We start from the raw sequence: 21,098 nt of genomic DNA on the forward strand, positions 1-21,098 counted from the left end.
GATGGAAAATACACATATTAATGAAAGTATTTTAAGCGAAGAAATTCTGGAAGATCAGAAGAAAAACAGAATTGATCATATGACATATCTTCCGGGAATGGAAGACATTGGTTCGGAAATTATGGATCAGGTAATAAGTGCAATGGAGGAATATGATTACAGTAAATATACAGCGGCAGATGTAAAAAATGCGATTGCACATTCGGAGCGTACACCAGAAGATTTCAAGGCACTTTTATCTCCGGCAGCGTTACCATTTCTGGAAGAAATCGCACAGGCCGCACAGCTGGAAACAAGAAAACATTTTGGAAATAGTGTTTATATGTTTACTCCGATCTATATTGCAAATTATTGTGAGAATTATTGTATTTATTGTGGATTCAACTGTCACAACAAAATTAACCGTGCACAATTAAATGCACAGGAGATTGAAAAAGAAATGGCGGCGATCGCTGAAACCGGATTACAGGAAATTCTGATTCTTACGGGAGAAAGCCGTAGCAAATCTACAGTAGAATATATAGGTGAAGCCTGTAAGATTGCAAGAAAATATTTTAAAGTAATCGGTCTGGAAATCTATCCGGTTAATTCGGATGAGTATGCATATTTGCATGAATGTGGTGCGGATTATGTTACAGTATTCCAGGAAACCTACAATTCGGATAAATATGAGACGCTGCATCTGGCAGGACATAAAAGAATCTTCCCATATCGTGTCAATGCACAGGAGAGAGCTTTAAAAGGAGGTATGCGAGGCGTTGGTTTCGGAGCACTTCTTGGATTGGATGATTTCAGAAAAGATGCATTTGCAACAGGATATCATGCATACCTTTTACAACGAAAATATCCACATGCAGAGATTGCATTTTCATGTCCGAGACTTCGTCCGATTATTAATAATGACAGAATCAATCCGATGGATGTCCATGAGCCGCAGCTTTTACAGGTAGTCTGTGCATATCGTCTGTTTATGCCATTTGCAAGCATTACAGTTTCAACGAGAGAGTGTGCACGTGTCAGAGATAATCTGGTAAGTATTTCTGCAACAAAAATTTCTGCGGGGGTAAGTACAGGAATTGGAAGTCATGTGGACGATATTGAAGATAAGGGTGATGACCAGTTTGAAATTTCGGATGAACGTTCTGTAGATGAGGTGTATCAGGCGTTATTAGAGCGTCATTTACAGCCGGTTATGAGTGATTATATTTACGTGTAAATCAGACTTCATTTGAGTCGGGTAAAGATTTTATACATAAAAACAAAGGAGACGAAAAATGAATTGCGATTTGGCAGGGCAGGATTTCAAAATCATAGCAGTTAGTAATCGTAAATTGTGTGAAAGACCATTTACAGAGCAGATAGAACGTGTATGTCAGATAAAGCCAGAAGCAATTATCCTGCGTGAAAAAGATTTGTCAGAAGAGGAATATAAAATTTTGGCTGAAAGGATAATGGAAAGCTGCGAACAGTATCAGGTTAAATGTATTTTACATACTTTCTGGAAAACAGCTGCTAAGCTTGGCTGTACTTCGATACATCTTCCTATGGCAGAATTAAGAAAACTTCCGGAAGAAGAGAAAAAACATTTTAGAGAAATAGGTACTTCTGTTCATTCTGTGGAAGAGGCAGAAGAGGCAGTCAATCTTGGAGCAACGTATTTGACAGCGGGGCATATTTATACGACAAACTGTAAGAAAGGTGTTCCGCCAAGAGGACTTGGATTTCTAAAAGAGGTTTGCAGCAGGGTGAAGCGTCCTGTATATGCAATCGGAGGAATCCGGTTTGATCAAGAACAGTGGGAAGAACTAAAACAGGCAGGCGCAGAAGGCGGTTGCATCATGTCTGGGATGATGAACCTTTAGGGACGGGGATTTCCGGCTTTTTTAAAGCCGGAAATCCCCGTTTTTACATATAAAGCAAAAGAAAAATCAGAAGTCATAGAATAACTTGCTTGAAAAGACTGGACTTACAAAGAAATAAAATGTACACTGAAAAGAAGCTCAAAAAAATGAAGCTATTAATTAGGAGGAAATATAATGAAGAAATGGCTGGCAATCGGAGGCCTTATACTGGTTACGGTCATATGGGGCGGAGGCTTTGTGGCAAGTGATATAGCATTGGAAAGTATGAAGCCTTTTCAAATTATGATGGTAAGATTTTTGCTCGCATCTGTACTTATGGGAGTGATTAGTAGAGGGCAGCGAAAAAGTGAAGAAAAATTGAAAGACCGTGCAGGAGCCATAAAAGCAGGAATCTTGATGGGAGTAACGCTTTTTATGGGATTTGCTTTCCAAATTATTGGATTGCAGTATACGACACCTTCAAAAAATGCATTTCTTACAGCACTTAATGTAGTTATTGTGCCGTTTATAGCATTTGTTATTTTAAAGAAAAAAATCGGTGCAAAGGGGATTATTGGAGCAGTTATGTCTGTTCTCGGCGTTGCATTACTTTCTTTGAATGGAAATTTTACATTAAGTCTGGGAGATGGTTTAACATTATTTTGTGCCGTTGGATTTGCATTTCAAATATTTTTTACTTCAGAATTTGTAAAAAAATATCCGGCATCTGTACTAAATACGATTCAGATGTTTACCGCATTTGTATTATCAGCAATTAGTCTTATGATTTTTGGGGAAAATGATTTCCAGGTCACAATACAAGGCTGGTTAAGTGCGTTATATTTGGGAGTAGTAAGTACGACAATCTGTTACTTGCTTCAGACTGCATGTCAGAAATATATAGATGAGACGAAGGCTGCAATTATCCTTTCCATGGAATCTGTGTTTGGAACAATCTTTTCAATACTGATTCTTCATGAGGTGGTTACCGTTCGTATGGTAATCGGATGTGCGGTTATATTGGCGGCAGTCATTATTTCTAATATGTCTGAGACATCAGAGAAAATAGAAGATAAAGAAATTTGCAAAATATAAAAAATAGGGGAAAATAATATGTTATTGCAATTAAAAGAAAAATATATTGGTGATGCAGCATTTTATAAGAGATATCTTTGTCTTGCATTACCGATGATCTTGCAAAATGCCATTACGAATCTGGTCAGTTTTCTTGACAATATTATGGTCGGTCAATTAGGAACAGAGCCGATGTCAGGAGTAGCCATTGTCAACCAGCTGATATTCGTGTATAATCTGGCGATTTTTGGGGCAGTGTCAGCAGCAAGTATTTTTGGAGCACAATATTTTGGTAAAGGAAACCATAAGGGGCATATGCACTCTTTTCGGTTCAAATTATATGCAACATTAACTGTGACGGCATTAACGATTCTTTTGTTTATTACGAAAGGTTCCGCACTGATATCCTTATATCTGACGGATACGACGGGAAGCGGAGCAACAGAAGTTGCATTACAGTATGGATTGGAATATCTTGCGATTATGATGGTGGGACTGATTCCGTTTGCAATAAATCAGTCTTACGCAACGAATATAAAAGAGACAGGACAGACATTGATACCTATGATAGCCAGTTTTGTAGCTGTTGGAACGAATGCAATCCTGGATTATGTATTGATTTTTGGACTTGGACCGATTCCAAAACTCGGAGTTGCCGGTGCGGCACTTGCAACAGTGATTGCACGTTACATAGAAGCGTTGATCGTAATTGTGTGGGCTCATGCACATAAGGAGAAAAATAGGTATCTTGCAGGGGCTTATAGAGGTTTAGGAATACCAAAATCAGAGTTTAAAGCAATCATTATAAAAGGTTTCCCGCTTATGCTAAATGAAATTTTATGGGCAGCAGGCATGACAACAGTAACGCAATGCTATTCTATCCGAGGGTTAGAGGTTATTGCCGGATTAAATATCGCAACAACGATTACAAACTTGTTTAATATTATTTATATTCAGCTTGGTGCATGTATCAGTATTGTTGTCGGGCAGTATTTAGGAGCAGGAAAATTAAAAGAAGCGAAGGATGCTGACAATAAAATGATTGTTTTCAGTGTGTTTTGTTGTGTAGTTGTTGCAGTGGCAATGTTGCTGATTGGTGGATTCTTCCCACAAATCTATAATACTTCCGAACAGATTAAAGCATTGGCTAAGAGTTTTATTGCTGTTTCAGCGATTATTATGCCGTTTTGTGCTTTCAGCCATTCATCTTACTTTACTCTGCGTTCGGGAGGCAAGACGATGGTTACGTTTTTATTCGATTCAGTATTTACATGGGTAGTTGTAGTGCCATCAGCATTTATTCTGGCACATTATACAGGACTTGGAATTGTGAGTGTATATTTCCTGGTTCAGGCAACAGAGCTGATAAAAGTAGTGATTGGATATTTTATGGTAAAAAGTAACGTATGGGTTGTACAAATGGTATAAGCCGACAGGGACGGGGTTTTCCGGCTTTTTTGCTTGCAAAAAAGCCGGAAAATCCCGTCCCAAAATGGCACTAGGAGGAAAAAAGATGAGTTATATTACTACATATACAAGGAAACATTTTGACCCGGTAAACCCTGATCCGGAATTAATCTGTATCGAAGATATTGCTCATGCACTTCCGCTAATCTGCAGAGGAAATGGACAGGTTAGTTCATTTTGGTCTGTTGGGGAGCACTGTATTTTGTGTTCAAAAGAAGCTGTGGCAAGGGGCCATGAGGATCGACTGGTATTGGCACTTCTTTTGCATGATGCGAGTGAATGTTATATGTCAGATGTTCCACGTCCGTTAAAACAAATCATGGATATATATAACAAACAGGAAAAGCATTTGCTCGATGTTATATATACAAAATTTCTTGGTTCGACACTAAGCGAAGAAGAGGAGCGTCAACTAAAAGAAATTGATGATGCAGTTTTATGGTATGATCTGAAATATTTATTAGGTGAAGGAGAGGAAGCTGAAAAGCCCAAACTTCATGTAAATGTTGATTATACAGTACGTGAATTTAAAGAAGTGGAGCAGGAATATTTGAAATTATTTGAAAAATATACTTGCAAATAATTTCTTTTGAAATATTGACAAGTTATAAAACATATGATATATCTATCATAACTCTTTGCACTGCATATAAAACTACAGTACAAACTGAGCAGACCGTGATAGATTATCATGGAGTCGGGTCACACAGGTGACAGTGGAATGAATCTTTGCATCCACGGGACAGTAGTTGCTTATACTGGTTCGTGGGTGTTTTCTTTTTTTTTGGAAAACGTATCATATTTAATTCCCACATATATTAGTGCCATAGAGCTATCTTATTTATTTGGAGGTAACGAATATGGAAACAAGTGATTTTCAAAAGGTGGCAAATAAGGTATCATTTATTACAATTATTGGAAATATTGTATTGTCGTTGTTGAAGCTTTTCGCAGGAATCATAGCACATTCCAATGCAATGATCAGTGACGCTATTCATTCCGCATCAGATGTATTTAGTACATTTGTAGTAATCATCGGAATAAAAGTATCTTCGAAAAGTGCTGATAAGGAGCATCCTTATGGTCATGAGCGTCTGGAATGTGAGGCGGCGATCATTCTGTCGCTGGTTTTATTTATCACAGGACTTGGAATCGGGCTGGAAGCATTAAATAATATAATGCAGGGAGAATATAATAACCTTCAGGTTCCGGGAATGTTGGCATTGATTGCTGCAATTATATCAATTGTCAGTAAAGAAGGTATGTATTGGTATACAAGACATTATGCCAAAAAAATTGATTCCAGTGCATTGATGGCAGATGCGTGGCATCATCGTTCCGATGCAATTTCTTCGATTGGAGCACTTATCGGAATTGCAGGTGCGAGATTAGGATTTCCAATAATGGATTCCATTGCAAGTTTAGTTATCTTTGTATTTATCGTAAAAGCAGCCTATAGTATTTTCAAAGATGCTATGGATAAGATGGTAGATCACTCTTGTGACGGGGATACAGAAAATGCAATCCGCGCGTGTGTAAGAAAGAATAAAAATGTGCGGGGAATCGATCTGCTTCAGACAAGAATTTTTGGAAATAAAATATATGTGGATATTGAAATCGCACTGGATGGAACTATGACTTTGCAGCAGGCACACAATATTGCAGAAGAAGTTCATGATGAGATAGAAAATGATTTTCCTAAGGTAAAGCATATTATGGTGCATGTGAATCCGGAAAAATAGAATGTCGAGGGTAGCCTTGAAATAGAAAGTATAGAGAAATGTAAATGAATGAAAATCAAAAAGGAAAAATATATTATCATCTTCCGGGATTATTTGAATTTTATGAATTATATAGCGTATTCCTTCCATTATTTCAGGAACATAGAGAATATTTTTATGATTGGTGTGAAATAGGCTCTATATATGGTGCTCCGGCAGATTGCATCTGGGGAGGAGGACGAGTCGGATTTGGAGACTGCGATTCGCAAGCGGTGTTGAAGATGATGCAGAAATATGGAATTTCGGCAAGGCTTACATTTAGTAATTCATTACTGAAGGAAGAGCATTTATCAGATAAAAAGTGTAATGAATTGTGTGTACTGTTTGAAAATGCCAACGAAAAACAGAATGGTATTATTGTTCACTCCGATCTGTTATTAGAATATTTACAAAATAAATATCCGGGATTTTATTTTGTATCATCGACCACGAAAGTCTTAACGGAATTTGAACAGCTCATGAATGAGGTAAACAGGTCAGAGTTTCGTTATGTAGTGCCGGATTTTCGGTTGAATAAGGCTTTTGATAAATTGGAGCAAATGACTGGAAGTGAGAAAGAGAAGATAGAGTTTTTGTGCAATGAATGTTGTTGGTTTGGGTGCAAAGACAGAAAATATTGTTATGAAACGGTCAGTCGGAAGAATCTGGGAGAAGATTGCCCAGAGCATCTGTGTCGCGCACCGGAGTCAGAACAGGGATATCTTTTTTCGAAAGCTATGACAAATCCGGGATTTATTGGTATTGATGAGATAAGAAATATTTATATGCCAATGGGATTTTCAAACTTCAAAATAGAAGGTCGTAGCCTTGGCAGTGCATTAATTTTAGAATTTTTACTATATTATATGACAAAACCAAATTATCAACTTCAAGTCAGAGAAGCAATATATTTGGATAATATGTTGGACCTGTTTTAGAAATACAATGTCTAAGGAGGAAAGCAGTATGTGTACAGCAGCAACTTATAAAACAAAAGATTTTTATTTTGGAAGAACACTTGATTATGAATTTTCTTACGGAGATCAGATTGCGATAACACCGCGCAACTATCCGTTGCATTTCCGACATGCCGGTGATATGGAAAATCATTATGCAATCATCGGAATGGCACATGTGGCAGGCGATTATCCACTGTATTATGATGCCATTAATGAAAAAGGTGTTGGTATGGCAGGACTTAATTTTGTGGGAAATGCAGCTTATGCGGATGTTTGGTCAGGGGTGGATAATATCGCACAGTTTGAATTTATCCCTTGGATATTAAGCCAGTGTTCTTCAATCGTGGAAGTCCGTAAACTGCTTGGACAGATTAATATTGTAAATACGCCATTTAGTGAGCAATTTCCGTTGGCACAATTACACTGGATCATTTCAGATGAAAAAGAATCCATTACTGTAGAATCGATGGCAGATGGCATGCATATTTATGATAATCCGCTAGGAGTACTGACAAATAATCCTCCTTTCCCGCAGCAAATGTTTCAGTTAAACAATTATATGCATCTTTCTCCAAAGCAGCCGGAAAATAATTTCGGCAATGGGATCGAGCTTAATGCATATAGCCGTGGAATGGGAGCATTGGGGCTTCCGGGAGATTTATCTTCATCATCTCGATTTGTACGTGTGGCGTTTACGAAAGTAAATTCATTTTCCGGCGAGTCCGAGGAAGAAAGTGTCAGCCAGTTTTTCCACATTCTCGGTTCGGTAGATCAGCAGCGTGGTTGTTGCGAAGTGTCAGATGGAAAATATGAGATTACATTGTATACTTCTTGTTGCAATGCTACAAAAGGAATTTATTATTATAACACATATGAAAATCATCAGATCAGTGCAGTAGATATGCATAGAGAAGATTTAGAAAGTCAGAAATTGATTTGCTATCCGGTTATTCAAGGAGAAAAAATAAACTTCCAGAATTAAGGGGTGCCGGTTGGGGACGGAGTTTAGGGTGAACCATTGGGGACGGAGTCAATAACATTTAGTTAAGCTTTTTTCATCATAGTATGAACCTATTGAAGTTCTCTTCCCTAAGCTTTTAAAAAGTATTATTATCATAAAAGTAGATGATTTTTATAAGAAAATATTTTTTTGCACCATAATCAGGCAGAGCCTTGCTTCTGCCTGATTAATACAATATAATATATCTTGTGTTAAGCTCTATTGTTTAACGGCTTTACAGTTTGTGATCTGACCTGTCGAGCGGTCTGTTGTTTCACCCTAATAGCTGTTTGATGTCGTAGCATTAGAGCTTTTACTATATCATTCGTCATTCGATGTTTTATGAATCTTCGTGCAATAGGAAGAACATCTTCAAAGGATATTTTGTATTCATATTTCCTTTTTTTCTTTCCTTGCTCTTTCTTTTTTTCTTCTGTAGCAAAGGCGTGAAGAAGTGAGGCAAAGTTATACATAATAAGTTTTGCATATACTTCTTGAATAATCAGTTCCCGATTAACCGAATGTAAATACACTAGTGAAAGCGCATATTTTAAGCGTCGGAAAGAAGTTTCAATAGACCATCTTTTCCAGTAAAGTTCTCGTAGATCCAGTGCAGAAAAATTTTTTAATGGTAAATTAGAAATCAAATATTCGTAGTTTCCATTTTCAAGTTGTATACAGGTGCATCGAATTTTCATGGTATATACACTTTTCTTATCATTAATCGGAATCGGCTCGAAGATTCTTTTATTTTTTACTATTTTCATTTTATCCCCATGACAAAGATGCTTGTTTTTTTTCGATCTTGTTACGTCCAAAACAATCTCTCTATCTGATTCTGTTTCAGCTGGCAAAATATCTTTCAGAAAAGCAGATGGTGCAGACGGAGATTTCCAGCGAATGAGAAAAAATTTCTTTTTTTCAATTAAATGAGCCATTGTGTTTAGCGAGGCATATCCTCTATCTGCGATAAGTATCGTATTTTCTGGCAGATTACAGTGATCGACCATATGACAGAAAGCCTGTGTTTCATTCATTTTAGGGCGTGGTTGGGTAACAGCAGTAATATACCTGTTTTCACAGATATCAAACAAAGTGTTCAAATGCATCTGAAAAAACACATTGTCACTTCGAGCCTGTTTTATACGATATTCAAAATCATTTTTATTAGTAGGAAGATTAATATCAGAACCATCTACTGCAACAAGATGAAACCCTTTATACGTTTTGGTAAAAGGAATTTTTTCATTAAAAGATTTTAAAAGATACGGGAAAAAATCAGCAATTAGTTTTTTTCGCTGTTGTGTGAAAGCTGATTTAGATGGAACTTTCTTGTTTTGGGACATAAAAAAGTTAAATAATTCTGTATTTGTCCTATTCATGGTGAGGCAGAGAGTAGATTTTACCGTGTCAGAAAAAGGACAGAGTCTGTGTCTGGTCATATCTGAACCTGGAGTATTAACATACAAATGAATATTTTTCTCTGCTGTTTCAAGAACAGAGAAGAAACGTTTTCGAATAGTTGCTGGTGTCATGTACATGTGTGGTACCTCCTTGAAGTAAAAATATATCTAACTTCAAAGGGCACCTTACTGATTATAATAATCAGTAAGGTGCCGCACATTTTTACGATTTTGTCAACTATTAATTGAAAAAAGCTTAACTAAATGTTATTGGGACGGAGTTTAGTGGCTTTTTGCGAGCAAAAAGCCACTAAACTCCGTCCCCAAATGGTCCACCAAACTCCGTCCCCAAATGGTCTTGTATGAAAATAATGTTTTTGATAATATAAATATATTAAACTGTTTAAATGTCTTTTATCGATAAAGATCATATTGGCAGAGAAAATAATTTTATAAGAAGTGGTGAAAGAAATGAAAACATCTGACAGAGTCATCCTTCCTTTGGTTGGAAGTGCATTTCAACCGGGAAAGGCAGCAGAAGCAATTGAAAGAATAGAAGATAAGGAACTGGCGCAGATTGCACAGGGAGAATATTATTTCTTCTCAGCTCAGGCAGAAAAATGTGTGGAGATGGTAAAAGATTATCTGGATCATGATGATGTGATGCTCCGGCTATCGGCGGATATGCTTTATATATTTGCGAATCTTACACTTGGAGATCCTCAGGCAGCACAGCATACAAGGGAAGATGTGCATCAGTGTCTGACATGGGCAATGCAGGAGGACGCGCCTGTGAATGTAAAGGCAGCATGTCTGTTCGCATTTTATGTAATCAGCACATTTCTTCATATACCGCCGGAGAAAGGAACCCCACCACTTCAGCAGTACATTCCGTATCTTCCAATTGGACAACGATTATTTGCAGTGAGTCTTTTAGCACATGAGATTTATCTGAGACAGGATTATGCAAAGGCAAAAGGTGTTGTACAGGGTGCATTTCTGATGGCAGACGGAGTTTATCCGATTTCCATGATTTATCTGGGGTGCGTACAGGCAATGTGTCAGATTAATCTGAAAGAACAAGAAGAAGCAATTCAGACGGTGACCCGGGCATGGGAGAGGGCAAGACCGGACAAACTCATGGAACCATTCATCGAGTATCATGGTCTACTTCAGGGGACTTTGGAAGTCTGTATCCGGAGAAAAGAGCCGGAAATGTACAAGAAGCTGGCGGATGGTGTACTTGCATTTAGCTGTGGTTGGATGAAGATTCACAATCCCAAGACGCAAAAGGCAGTGACGGATCTTTTGACTCCGCTGGAATTTTCCATAGCCATGCTGGCGTGCAGGGATTGGACGAACAAGGAAATCGCAGAACATCTGGGACTGTCTGTGAATACGGTGAAGCACTATGTCTCCGGAATTCTGGAAAAACTACAGATTGATAAACGTGATAAGATTAAAGATTTTGTAAATCAATAATATGATATGGAAAGTGTCTGTTTTACAGAGAAATTGTAAAATAGGCACTTTTTTTGCTTTCAACGGGCATGTGCGGATTGTATTTTTTTTGATACAATATGTATAGACACTTATTTTTGAGAAAAAAATGAGGAGGGATAATACATATGAAGAAACGTCTGATCAGTATGATTTTGAGTGCGGCACTGCTTGCAACATCGGTGCCGGTCACGGCATTTGCTGAAGATGCGAATACGCAGAATCCGGTTGTGCATTCGGAGGAAGGAACGTCTCAGGGTTCGAATGTGCTGAAGGAAACCAGCATTGACTATAAGAAAAATGGAGGAGCGTTTGTGGAAGGATACACGGCTCCGTCTAATTACGACGAGCCGGTGACAGAACTTCCGGGAGCAGAGAAGATCACAAAAGCAGGATATGAGTTTGCCGGCTGGTATGATAATGAGAAGTTTAACGGGGAACCGGTTAATTTGCTTAGTACGGCTGATCATACTGGCAGCGTTGTCCTCTATGCAAAATGGACGGAACGTTACTATTATGTGGATATTCCACAGAAGGTCAATGCGAATGGGGATAAGTTTACGATAAAAGCGGATGCAGGTGGATTATATGACAAGGATTATGTGAGTGTGACAGTCCAGTCTGAAAATGACTGGAAATTAAAGAGTGGTTTACATAGTCTTGCATATGAACTGAGAAATCCGCAGAGTGGTTCGGCACTGGAAAATGGTTCGGTTGTCGCAAGTCTTACGAAAGATGAGAGCCATAAGCAGCAGGAATATGACTGCAACATTCTGGACAAACCGAACTATACGGGTGATTATACAGATCACCTGACTTTTGATATTGCATTTCAAGATACAACGTACAACATTAAATATGAGACAAATGGCGGAACTATCACGAAGAAGAATCCGCAGCAGGCAGATCAGATGCTCACAATAACAGAAGAGCAGTACCAGGCAGGAACTATTCTGAAGGATCTGCCGGCACCGGTGAAAAAGTCCAGTACATTTCTTGGCTGGTGTTACGATGAAGCATGCACCAGATATGTGGACAGTAAGGATCGTCTTTTGAGTGATGTGACACTGTATGCTTCCTACGCAGACAACCAGCCGATGGAAGAAGTGTCCATGGCGACTTATGCCAGAGCAAATGATGTGGCAACAGATTTTACGATTCCGGTGACGGATACAAGTGCTGCTATGACGCCTGACCAGGTGCGGAAAAATTTCACGATAAAAAACGTGACAGATTCTTCCGAAATGGTTACGGTAGATGTGACCGAAGGAGCAGACCATACATTTACGATCAGTAATCCGAACGGATGGACACCGGGGGCGGCCTATAAGTTGGAGCTTCAGGAAAAGGCATTATATTTTACAGGATTTGACCCGACGATCCGTGTCTATGATTTTACGGTCTACCGCGAAGAAGTCAAAAATGTAGAGTTAAATAAAGAGATTAAGTATATTCACAAGAAAGAGCTGTCCAATCTGACTGTAAATGGAAAGAAAGTAGAGGAAGTCTCAATCGCGGCAATGACGATTGGAACAGACGGTTCCCTGACCGAAGAAGGCAGTGACACGACCGGAACATTTACTTATAAGAAGCAGTTAGAAGTCGGCGACCAGGTCGCAATTTATTCCGGTGATGTGATCCCGACCATGGATATGTCCTCTGGTGACAACAGTGATGTGTCATTTGTCGAGATTACAGGAGCGGATGGTGACAAGTATACATATCGCGGCTCCAGACCGGAAGATGTGCTCTTTATGCCGGATGTGCTGCCGCTTTCTATGGATAAAGATCAGGACGGTGATCCGGATAATAACAGTGTAACGATTAATGTCAGTGATCTGACCTTTGGTGATGACGCTATGAGTCAGGCTATGGATCTGGACAGTGAGACAACCGTAGATGCGGGTGATTATCTGGCAATTTATACGGGGACAATGGGAGAGAATGGAAGCGGAGCTGTGTCTCTCTATGGAGAGATTACGAGCGTGCTGTTATCTGGAGACAAATATATAGTAAGCTATATTCCTGTGAGCGAAGAAGATATGCGTCAGACTATGGACGTGTATCAGAAGGAAAATGTAGAAGGTGAGGAGCTTCTGGAAGATACAGATGTGCAGGCGCTGGAAGAGGATATTGAGACACAGGCAGTAGACAGCGGATTTGCATCAGAAGTTGCAGAAAGAGTTGCTGATGCGGCAATGGAGACAGAATCTTTTGAGGAGCTTCAGGAATCTCTCAAGGAAGATATGAATGCAGATATCATGATTCAGAGCCAAAGCTATGGTCAGTTGAGAAAGGCAAGAGCCGCAGGTGGGGCAGGCGGTTCCAGTGTGGAATTAGGAGTACCGACTGTAAAAGCAAATCTCGGCACGACACTGAAACATTTTGACGGAGATGTGAGTGGACTAAGGCTTGCACTGGAGATTGGCGTGCCGATTACGATTCATGTGAACCGGGGCGCAGACATCGAGATCATGATCACAGCGACATTTGAACAGGAAGTGCGAGTATCCATCGATGTGGACGGTTCAGCCGTGTGGAAAACATGGGGATTTATTCCGTACATTGCAGATTATCGCGTAACGGCATCTCTGGAATTATATGAATACACAGGAATCGGACTGAATGTCAACTTCAAGACTGCAGAAACCGGAAACCCGGTATCTGATTCCAGTTCGAAATTACGAAAAGGTGTCAACAAGATTACCGAAGAGCTGAAGAATATGATGGAGAATGGCGAGGATTATCTAAATTCTGCATCAGGTCTCGTCAGTGGCGGAGATGAAATATCCGTATCCAAGTCTCTGGCAGAGAGGTACTCGGAACTTCTGGCAGACGAGGCAGACTGGGTGGAAATCTACAAGCGTCCGCTGGTAGACCAGCATTTCCGTGTGCTTCTGATCATTGACATTCAGGTGAAGCTGGAATTCGTTGTTTCCGCGAATGTGAACATTTCCATCGGAATGACGTACTGGTATAAGAATGCGAAAGAGTATGTCTTCTGTGTACGGGTCAAAGAGCGGACGGCGACCAATGATACGACAGATCTGGTAGAGGAGCAGTATGAATTTACGGCATATGCTATGGGAACTCTTGGCATCAAAGCCGGTGTGAGACTGACGGTGCGTGTGGGATTATTATCAACGTCCATCGCCAGTGTTGGTATCTCGGCGGATGTGGGCGGTTATGCACAGGTCTGGGGTTACCTCTACTACGAATTGAAGTATACGGCATCGGCAGGACGAAGCAGCCGTGCTATGGGAGCTATGTATCTGGAAATTGGTATTTATCTGGAAGTGAAGTTCGAGGCACAGGCACTGTCCAATGCATTTACCTATAATCCGACACTTTACGAGAACGAGTGGCCGCTTTATAGGGTAGGTGTTCTGGAAAATGTACTGGATTTTGCTTATACCCAGGATAAGATTGCCGAGATTAATATGAAGCGGGAGATTCAGTCGGTTCAGATTCCGGATGAATATTTCAAGATGCAATATATGGACATGAAGAACGGACTGGACGACGGAAAATATTACGAGAAGATTTACGAAGATGATACAAAGTATTTCAACATTTCCATGACGAACAGTGCGTTTACGTATGATCCGGCGACCAATATTATCCGTGTAAATCCAGGTGATGAGCCGGAGCAGGATGGCGAGATGATCATTACATGGAAAAACCAGGAAGGTACTTTCAATACGAAGCCGTGTGCAAGAAAGATCAAGCTTCACTGGGACCGCCTGCGAGATGGTTACTATATTGCATTCCAGAGTAATGGCGGATCTTTCGTCGATGCAATTACCGGAAAATATAATGCCAGGATCAAGAAACCGGAAGACCCGGTAAGACTCGGATACACATTTGCCGGCTGGTATGAGGACATGGATCTCACCATTCCATACACAATTCCGGAAACCATGCCGGAAGAAGACAGACTTGTCTATGCAAAATGGGAAGCAGCCGATGTGGGTTATACAGTCGTAGATTATATAGAAGGAACGAATGGAACCTATGAAGCACAGACTCCGGTGAAAATGAGTGGCAGGACGCAAGAGAAAGTAAGCCCGGTTCCAAAAGAGCGTACGGGATTTGTAACACCGCCGCAGCTTACGGAGACTGTAAAAGCAGACGGCAGTCTGGTCATCAATTACTATTATGCAAGAAATAAATATACACAGACATTCAAGTCCGAAAAAGAGACGGAGAATGGAACTGAGACAGAAGTGATCGCAGACGGAAATTACCGATATGGAACCATGATGCCGACACCGGCAGTCTACAGACCGGGATATGAATTCCTTGGCTGGGAGGACGAAGAAGGCGCTGAGGTTCCAAAGGAAGTTCCATCTGAGAACAAGACCTACATTGCAAAATGGAAAGCACTGGAAGGCATTACTTATACCGTGAAATACTACGTGCAGAATACGGATAACAGCGGATACAGCTTAAGTGAGACTGCGGCTCTGACCGGACAGATGGGAGAGAAAGTCACAGCAAAAGCAGCAGATTTTGACGAGAAAGTCTATCACTTAAAAGGTGAACTGCCGAAGGGAACGATCAAGGCAGATGGCAGTCTTGTACTGAAAGTGTACTATGATCTGAATGAGTACAAACTGACCTTTGATGCAAAAGGCGGAGAATCAGACCAGACAGAAGTGACGGCAAGATATGGTGACAAGATTGCATTACCGATGCTGACAAGAAAAGGCTATGTATTTGAAGGCTGGTATACAGACGAGGCATGTGAGAACGCATTTGGCCAGACGATGCCGGCAAAAGATATGACGGTCTATGCAAAATGGGAGAAGCAGAAAGTCAACTATACAGTCCGGCATCTGATGGAAAAATTGCCAGATGCAGAAGAAGAAAACCCGGGTGGAGATAAAGAAGAGTATCCGGACTTAGATAAACCGGTTGAGGAAGAAGATCCATATATCTTATATGAAGAGGAAGTCTTTGCGGCATATCCGGAAGATAAAGTGACGCCGGACGTGAAGCGTTACGAAGGCTTTACTTCACCGGAAACACAGACCGTGGTAGTGGACGGAAACGGCAACACAGTTATTGAATACAAGTATGCGAGAAATATCCATAAGCTGAAACTGGTAGACCGCGGGGTCGATGAAAATAATATGGAAGGATTCGGAATGCCATTTGGTGCGGCGATTACAGAAGTAGCAATCCGGGATGGATATCGCTTTGAAGGCTGGTATACAGATAAAGATTTCAACAATCGATTCGATGGAACCATGCCGGACAAAGATCTGACGCTCTATGCAAAACAGACACCAGTGATGAGCAACTATACCGTCTATCATTATAAAGAATCTGTAGATGGTTCTTACTTTGGTCTGACGGACGAAGAAGTATTAAGCGGACTGACAGAATCAGAAGTGACTCCGCAGCCAAAACAGTATGAAGGATTTACTTCGCCGGAGGCCAAAACAGAACAGGTAAATGGCTGGGGCGGACCGGATATCTGGTATTACTATACGCGGAACAGCTACAATCTGACTTATGTCCTGAATAATGGAGAAGATAACAAGACTTCAGAAGTTCGCTATGAGGCAGATATTACAAATACTCCGTCGCAAACAGGCTATGCATTTGCAGGCTGGTACACGGACGAAGCACTGACACAGCCGTACGTACAGACGACCATGCCGGCACATGACCTGACACTCTATGCAAAATGGGAAGCCGGAATGAAGACTTATCAGGTGAGACATTATCAACAGTCCATTGACAATTCAGAGCAGTATGATCTGGCAGAGACAGAAAATGTCACAGCTAAAACAGGAGAACATCTGACGCTGGCAGTAAAAGCGTATGAAGGATTTACAGCACCAAAGCCGGTTAGCTATGATGTAGTAGATGATGGCGAGATCACATATGTAGATTACAAATATACGCGTGACCGTCATCAGGTAACGATCTATTACAATAACGGTAATGACAGCGAGACAAAAGAACTTGCATATGGTGAGAAATGGGAGGAAAAATCATATCGTGCCGGTTATGCATTTGCAGGCTGGTATACAGACGCAGAGTTTACAAAAGCATTTGACGGAGTGGTTCCGGCACGTGACATCACACTTTATGCAAAATGGGATGTGCAGAGTGTAAACTACACAGTCAAGCATTGTCTGCAAAATGCCAATGATGACGGATATTCGCTGGGAGCACAGGAGAACTTCAACGCTGATACGGATACGGTTGTCACACCGGAAGTAAAGAACTTTGATGGATTTACAGCACCGGAGAAACAGCAGGTGACAGTCGAAGGTGATGGAAGAACAATGGTCATTTACCGTTACACAAGAAATGTGCATACGCTGACGCTTAAGAACTACGATGGTAAGACAGATAAGACGGTAGAAGCAAGATATGAAATGTCCATACCGAAGCCGACAAGAGCCGGTTATGCATTTACAGGCTGGTATACAGATGAAAAATGTACGAAAGAGTACAAAGCGAATATGCCGGATCAGGATCTGACACTCTATGCAAAATGGGAAGCAAACATCGTCAACTATGTAGTAGAACATTATCAGCAAAATGTACAAGGTGACGGTTATACGCTGAAAGAAAGCAGTCATGCACGGGCGGCTGCGGATAGCGAAGTGACACCAGAGATCATGAAATATAAAGGCTTCGAGGAACCAAAGACAGAGAAAGTGACCATTTCCGGAGACGGACAGACGACAGTGAAGTACTACTATAAGAGAAATGTACATACAGTCACATTTGACGCAGATTCCGGAACATTCGTTGCAGAAAAGGGTGAGGACGACAGTAAGATTGTCGTGACCGGACGCTATGGTGCGAATATTATAGTGCCGAAAGCGCCGACAAGAACCGGATACCAGTTCCTTGGCTGGGACGAAGACGTTGAAATGACGATACCGGATAAAGACCTTACCTATAAGGCGCAGTGGCTGAAGATGGAATATACCCTTCAGTTCAAGACGGGAGAAGGAACGTCTGTTTCACCAATCAAAGGAAATTACGGCGACAAGATAAATGCACCAGAAAATCCGACAAGAAAAGGATACATTTTCAAAAACTGGAGTGAGAATGGTAAGAAAGTGGACAAGCTTCCGACGACTATGCCGGCCGAAAGTCATATTTACACAGCAATATGGGAGCAGGAGACATACCAGATTACTTATGACTTAAATGGCGGAAGCATGAAGTCCGGGGAGAAGAATCCGACGACTTACAACGTGGATACCACTGTATTCAAACTGAAAAATCCAGTCCGGGCAGGATACACATTTACTGGTTGGAGCGGAACCCAAATTACAGGAGTAAGTGACAATGTGTCTGTAAAACAGGGTTCTACAGATAACCGGACATATAAGGCGAACTGGAGAGAGAATACATATCAGATTACATTTATCTTAAGCGGTACGGAGGCAAAAGGCTCCATGGCAGCAAAGACGGTCAATTACACGGAAAATGTAATACTTCCAAAATGCGGATTCACCTGCAAAGGCCACTCCTTTAAGAGATGGTACACCGTGGATAAGAAGGGCAAGAAGACTTATTACTCTGACCGGCAGAAGGTGTCAAAGCTGACCGATGTAAACGGCGGTGTTGTGACACTCTATCCGGAATGGGAGGCAAATGTGTACAATGTTACATTTGACTATGGTGACGGAAGAGCGAAGACAGTTAGAAAGACCAAATACGGTGATAAATACCAGTTCCCATCAGATCCGACACGTTACGGCTGGGAGTTCAAAGGCTGGAAAAAAGAAGGAGCCAACACAGCATTTGACATGAGTACGAAAGAGCTGCAGCTTCAGGACACGAAAGATATTACCTTATACGCAAGCTGGAAAGCGAACCAAAAATATTCTTACAGACCATCAAATTCCGGCAATACATATCGTGTGACAGATAAACATGAGTATACCAGATTTACTTATTATGTAGACGGTAATCAGACTTCTGTAAAGACAACCGGAGACAGTGGACTGAATCCGGCAAGATATCATTTGAATATGAAGAATATTTCCTATAATGCAGTACATCAGAATTATTCAAAGATGAGGATTAGGATTAGTTACAAGATTAAAATGGTAAAAGATGGTTATTCAGATCTGAGAATTTCCTACCATACGAAATCCGATAATAAGGATCACACAGAGTGGAAGAAAAATACGGAGGATCTGAAGAAGAAAAACGGTAAAACGATTACCTGTGAATATACACTTACGACCGGAAGCAAGATTGATGTGGACAGTCTGACGCTGGAATTTGATGCACATGGAATAGGACCGGATCGATATGATCTCAGCAATCTGAATGTAGATATTACATTTGAGTAGGAGGAAACAGATGAAAGAACATACAGGAAAAAATAAAATATTTATTGTCATTATCATCTGTCTGTGTGCGGTCATCATTGCAGGACTGATTTGTTTCATGAAATTGAAAGGAGGTTCAGATTCGGCTTTTACGCCGGATCTGGATCCAAATGCGAAGACGCAGACGGCAGACGATACCGGGGAAAAACCGATAGGAATCCGGATACCGGGTTATCCGTCCATTACGATTGAGGAAGACAAAAAAGACGTGCAGATGAACCTGATGAATCCGGAAGGAAACCCGTGTTACTTTACATTTGAAATCGTGCTTAACGACACAGGTGAGACCATCTACACATCAAAGATGGTAGAACCGGGGAAGGCAATTACAGAGGTGACATTAGAAAAGGCACTTGCAGCGGGAGAATATCCGGCGACCATCAAGATTACGACAGCATCACTCACGGACGGTTCTGCCATGAACGGGGCAAATGTAGAGACTACATTAATTGCACAGTAACAGGAGGGGAGAACGATGAAAAAGAGAAGTATCAGAACACGAATTTTTTTCGCACTATTGACTCCGGTGCTGTTTACCTGTGTGGAAAAGCCAGCCTATGCAGCAACCACTCAGACGGCAGGAAGTTCAACGGTCACCTATCATGTGGATCCTGCTTACCAGGTTACAATACCGGTAGATACAAGTATGCAGCTCAATGAGACAGAAGTTCCATATGGAAAAATTGTGGTAGATCAGGTGCAGATTGAGGATGGAAAATGTATCCAGGTGTCACTGTTAGCTGATTTTAACTTGAAGAATTCCAACAATTCAAAAGCAATAATTCCTTATCAGATTTTGGCTGGGGACGAGGCGGGAAGCCACCCATTTACATCAGCGCAGTATACAAAAGCCGGGGAAGAGACACCTCTTACTATCGCGATTAAAAAAGAAGACTGGAAGAAGGCGGTGGCCGGACAGTACTCAGATACGGTAACATTTACCATATCCTATGTAGACAAAAGTGAGTAAGGGGGGATTTCATGAGGGAAATAAAAGGAATTTCGTCAGGAAGTGTGGAAAACAGAAAAGTCAGAGTGACAACTGCACTAATTGCGACCATTCTGATTATAGCTGCGACAGTTATTGCCATGTATTTTACAACCCTGTCCGTTTTGGCAGCAGATGCAGGAAGCACATCGAATTTCCAGAGTACCATAAGTACGACTGTACCGGATTCGCATAATATTCGTGTAGAAAAAAGTCATGCAGATGTAGTGATTGAAGGAGAAGAAGACCAGAGCGATGGAAACATGGATAACTTTGTTGTAGATCGTTTTGCCAAGCCGAAGATTCAGATCACACCGGAGAAAGGATGGAAGGTTTCAAGGCTGCTTCTGAATGGGGAAGATGTTACGGAACAGTTCAAGGACGGATATCTGACACTGGAAGAAGTCTGTGAAGATCTGACACTGGTCATTGAGACAGCCGAAGATACCAGCGGCGGAGAAAACAAAGACCAGGACAAAGATAAAGATCCGGGAAAAAATCCAGATAAGGATAAAGATCCGAATAAAGGAACTACAGGCAGTGGAAAGGGAAAGGACTCAGGGGAGAAGACTCCGATGAATAAGCTGAAGAACTGGAAGGCGGCAGTCACAGGAGATGAAGCCAGACCGATGCTTTATATAATAGCAGTGATTGCAGCAGGAGTGATTAGTGTGCTGATATTAAGAAGAAAAAGTAAATAACAGGGCCGGTTGGGGACGGAGTTTAGT

The 21,098-nt window shown here is 41.0% G+C and carries 14 protein-coding genes and 1 riboswitch; of the genes, 13 read left to right on the forward strand and 1 reads right to left on the reverse strand.

Annotated elements, in window-relative coordinates; genetic code table 11:
- The first annotated feature begins 1 nt into the window (after position 1).
- From thiH to bsh, 8 genes are all read left to right on the forward strand, one after another.
- On the forward strand, positions 2-1,216 hold the full coding sequence (gene thiH / locus H8S40_RS03550) for a 2-iminoacetate synthase ThiH (protein WP_186864563.1): 1,215 nt from the start codon (positions 2-4) through the stop codon (positions 1,214-1,216).
- A gap of 58 nt (positions 1,217-1,274) precedes the next feature.
- Entirely contained in the window at positions 1,275-1,862 is a 588-nt protein-coding gene (locus tag H8S40_RS03555; RefSeq protein WP_186864564.1) for a thiamine phosphate synthase, read from the forward strand.
- Positions 1,863-2,036: 174 nt separating this feature from the next.
- Positions 2,037-2,936 (forward strand): DMT family transporter, encoded by a 900-nt coding sequence (locus H8S40_RS03560; RefSeq protein WP_186864565.1) that lies wholly within the window; start codon positions 2,037-2,039, stop codon positions 2,934-2,936.
- A gap of 18 nt (positions 2,937-2,954) precedes the next feature.
- Positions 2,955-4,343: an MATE family efflux transporter gene (locus H8S40_RS03565; protein ID WP_186864566.1), complete on the forward strand. Its 1,389-nt coding sequence runs from the start codon at positions 2,955-2,957 to the stop codon at positions 4,341-4,343.
- 85 nt (positions 4,344-4,428) lie between these two features.
- Entirely contained in the window at positions 4,429-4,965 is a 537-nt protein-coding gene (locus H8S40_RS03570) for an HD domain-containing protein (protein ID WP_186864567.1), read from the forward strand.
- 74 nt (positions 4,966-5,039) lie between these two features.
- A riboswitch (NiCo riboswitch) is annotated at positions 5,040-5,130 on the forward strand.
- A 112-nt stretch (positions 5,131-5,242) separates the two neighbouring features.
- Positions 5,243-6,124: a cation diffusion facilitator family transporter gene (locus H8S40_RS03575; protein ID WP_186864568.1), complete on the forward strand. Its 882-nt coding sequence runs from the start codon at positions 5,243-5,245 to the stop codon at positions 6,122-6,124.
- 44 nt (positions 6,125-6,168) lie between these two features.
- A complete protein-coding gene (locus tag H8S40_RS03580; RefSeq protein WP_186864569.1) occupies positions 6,169-7,080 on the forward strand; it encodes a hypothetical protein in 912 nt (303 codons plus the stop codon).
- A gap of 28 nt (positions 7,081-7,108) precedes the next feature.
- Complete coding sequence (gene bsh, locus H8S40_RS03585) at positions 7,109-8,083, forward strand: choloylglycine hydrolase (protein ID WP_186864570.1); 975 nt, start codon at positions 7,109-7,111, stop codon at positions 8,081-8,083.
- Positions 8,084-8,313: 230 nt separating this feature from the next.
- On the opposite strand, the gene H8S40_RS03590 is transcribed toward bsh, so the two are convergent.
- Positions 8,314-9,642: an IS4 family transposase gene (locus H8S40_RS03590; protein ID WP_186864571.1), complete on the reverse strand. Its 1,329-nt coding sequence runs from the start codon at positions 9,640-9,642 to the stop codon at positions 8,314-8,316.
- 333 nt (positions 9,643-9,975) lie between these two features.
- Between H8S40_RS03590 and H8S40_RS03595 the strand changes: the two genes are divergently transcribed.
- From H8S40_RS03595 to H8S40_RS03615, 5 genes are all read left to right on the forward strand, one after another.
- The gene (locus tag H8S40_RS03595) at positions 9,976-10,986 is read left to right on the forward strand and encodes a response regulator transcription factor (RefSeq protein WP_186864572.1); all 1,011 of its coding nucleotides are present in this window, start codon (positions 9,976-9,978) and stop codon (positions 10,984-10,986) included.
- Positions 10,987-11,132: 146 nt separating this feature from the next.
- A complete protein-coding gene (locus H8S40_RS03600) occupies positions 11,133-19,343 on the forward strand; it encodes an InlB B-repeat-containing protein (protein WP_186864573.1) in 8,211 nt (2,736 codons plus the stop codon).
- 10 nt (positions 19,344-19,353) lie between these two features.
- Positions 19,354-19,842 (forward strand): hypothetical protein, encoded by a 489-nt coding sequence (locus H8S40_RS03605; RefSeq protein ID WP_186864574.1) that lies wholly within the window; start codon positions 19,354-19,356, stop codon positions 19,840-19,842.
- Between the two features lie 15 nt (positions 19,843-19,857).
- On the forward strand, positions 19,858-20,352 hold the full coding sequence (locus H8S40_RS03610; RefSeq protein WP_186864575.1) for a hypothetical protein: 495 nt from the start codon (positions 19,858-19,860) through the stop codon (positions 20,350-20,352).
- An 11-nt stretch (positions 20,353-20,363) separates the two neighbouring features.
- Positions 20,364-21,071, forward strand: coding sequence for a hypothetical protein (locus H8S40_RS03615; RefSeq protein ID WP_186864576.1), 708 nt, complete (start codon positions 20,364-20,366; stop codon positions 21,069-21,071).
- Positions 21,072-21,098 lie beyond the last annotated feature (27 nt).

The sequence above is a fragment of the Ruminococcus hominis genome (genome assembly GCF_014287355.1).
GTDB classification, from domain to species: Bacteria; Bacillota; Clostridia; order Lachnospirales; family Lachnospiraceae; genus Schaedlerella; species Schaedlerella hominis.

Excerpts from the sequence above, each read along its gene's own strand:
- thiH (WP_186864563.1), top strand. The coding sequence starts at position 2 with ATGGAAAATACACATATTAATGAAAGTATTTTAAGCGAAGAAATTCTG.
- H8S40_RS03555 (WP_186864564.1), top strand. The coding sequence starts at position 1,275 with ATGAATTGCGATTTGGCAGGGCAGGATTTCAAAATCATAGCAGTTAGT.
- H8S40_RS03560 (WP_186864565.1), top strand. The coding sequence starts at position 2,037 with ATGAAGAAATGGCTGGCAATCGGAGGCCTTATACTGGTTACGGTCATA.
- H8S40_RS03565 (WP_186864566.1), top strand. The coding sequence starts at position 2,955 with ATGTTATTGCAATTAAAAGAAAAATATATTGGTGATGCAGCATTTTAT.
- H8S40_RS03570 (WP_186864567.1), top strand. The coding sequence starts at position 4,429 with ATGAGTTATATTACTACATATACAAGGAAACATTTTGACCCGGTAAAC.
- H8S40_RS03575 (WP_186864568.1), top strand. The coding sequence starts at position 5,243 with ATGGAAACAAGTGATTTTCAAAAGGTGGCAAATAAGGTATCATTTATT.
- H8S40_RS03580 (WP_186864569.1), top strand. The coding sequence starts at position 6,169 with ATGAATGAAAATCAAAAAGGAAAAATATATTATCATCTTCCGGGATTA.
- bsh (WP_186864570.1), top strand. The coding sequence starts at position 7,109 with ATGTGTACAGCAGCAACTTATAAAACAAAAGATTTTTATTTTGGAAGA.
- H8S40_RS03590 (WP_186864571.1), bottom strand. The coding sequence starts at position 9,642 with ATGTACATGACACCAGCAACTATTCGAAAACGTTTCTTCTCTGTTCTT.
- H8S40_RS03595 (WP_186864572.1), top strand. The coding sequence starts at position 9,976 with ATGAAAACATCTGACAGAGTCATCCTTCCTTTGGTTGGAAGTGCATTT.
- H8S40_RS03600 (WP_186864573.1), top strand. The coding sequence starts at position 11,133 with ATGAAGAAACGTCTGATCAGTATGATTTTGAGTGCGGCACTGCTTGCA.
- H8S40_RS03605 (WP_186864574.1), top strand. The coding sequence starts at position 19,354 with ATGAAAGAACATACAGGAAAAAATAAAATATTTATTGTCATTATCATC.
- H8S40_RS03610 (WP_186864575.1), top strand. The coding sequence starts at position 19,858 with ATGAAAAAGAGAAGTATCAGAACACGAATTTTTTTCGCACTATTGACT.
- H8S40_RS03615 (WP_186864576.1), top strand. The coding sequence starts at position 20,364 with ATGAGGGAAATAAAAGGAATTTCGTCAGGAAGTGTGGAAAACAGAAAA.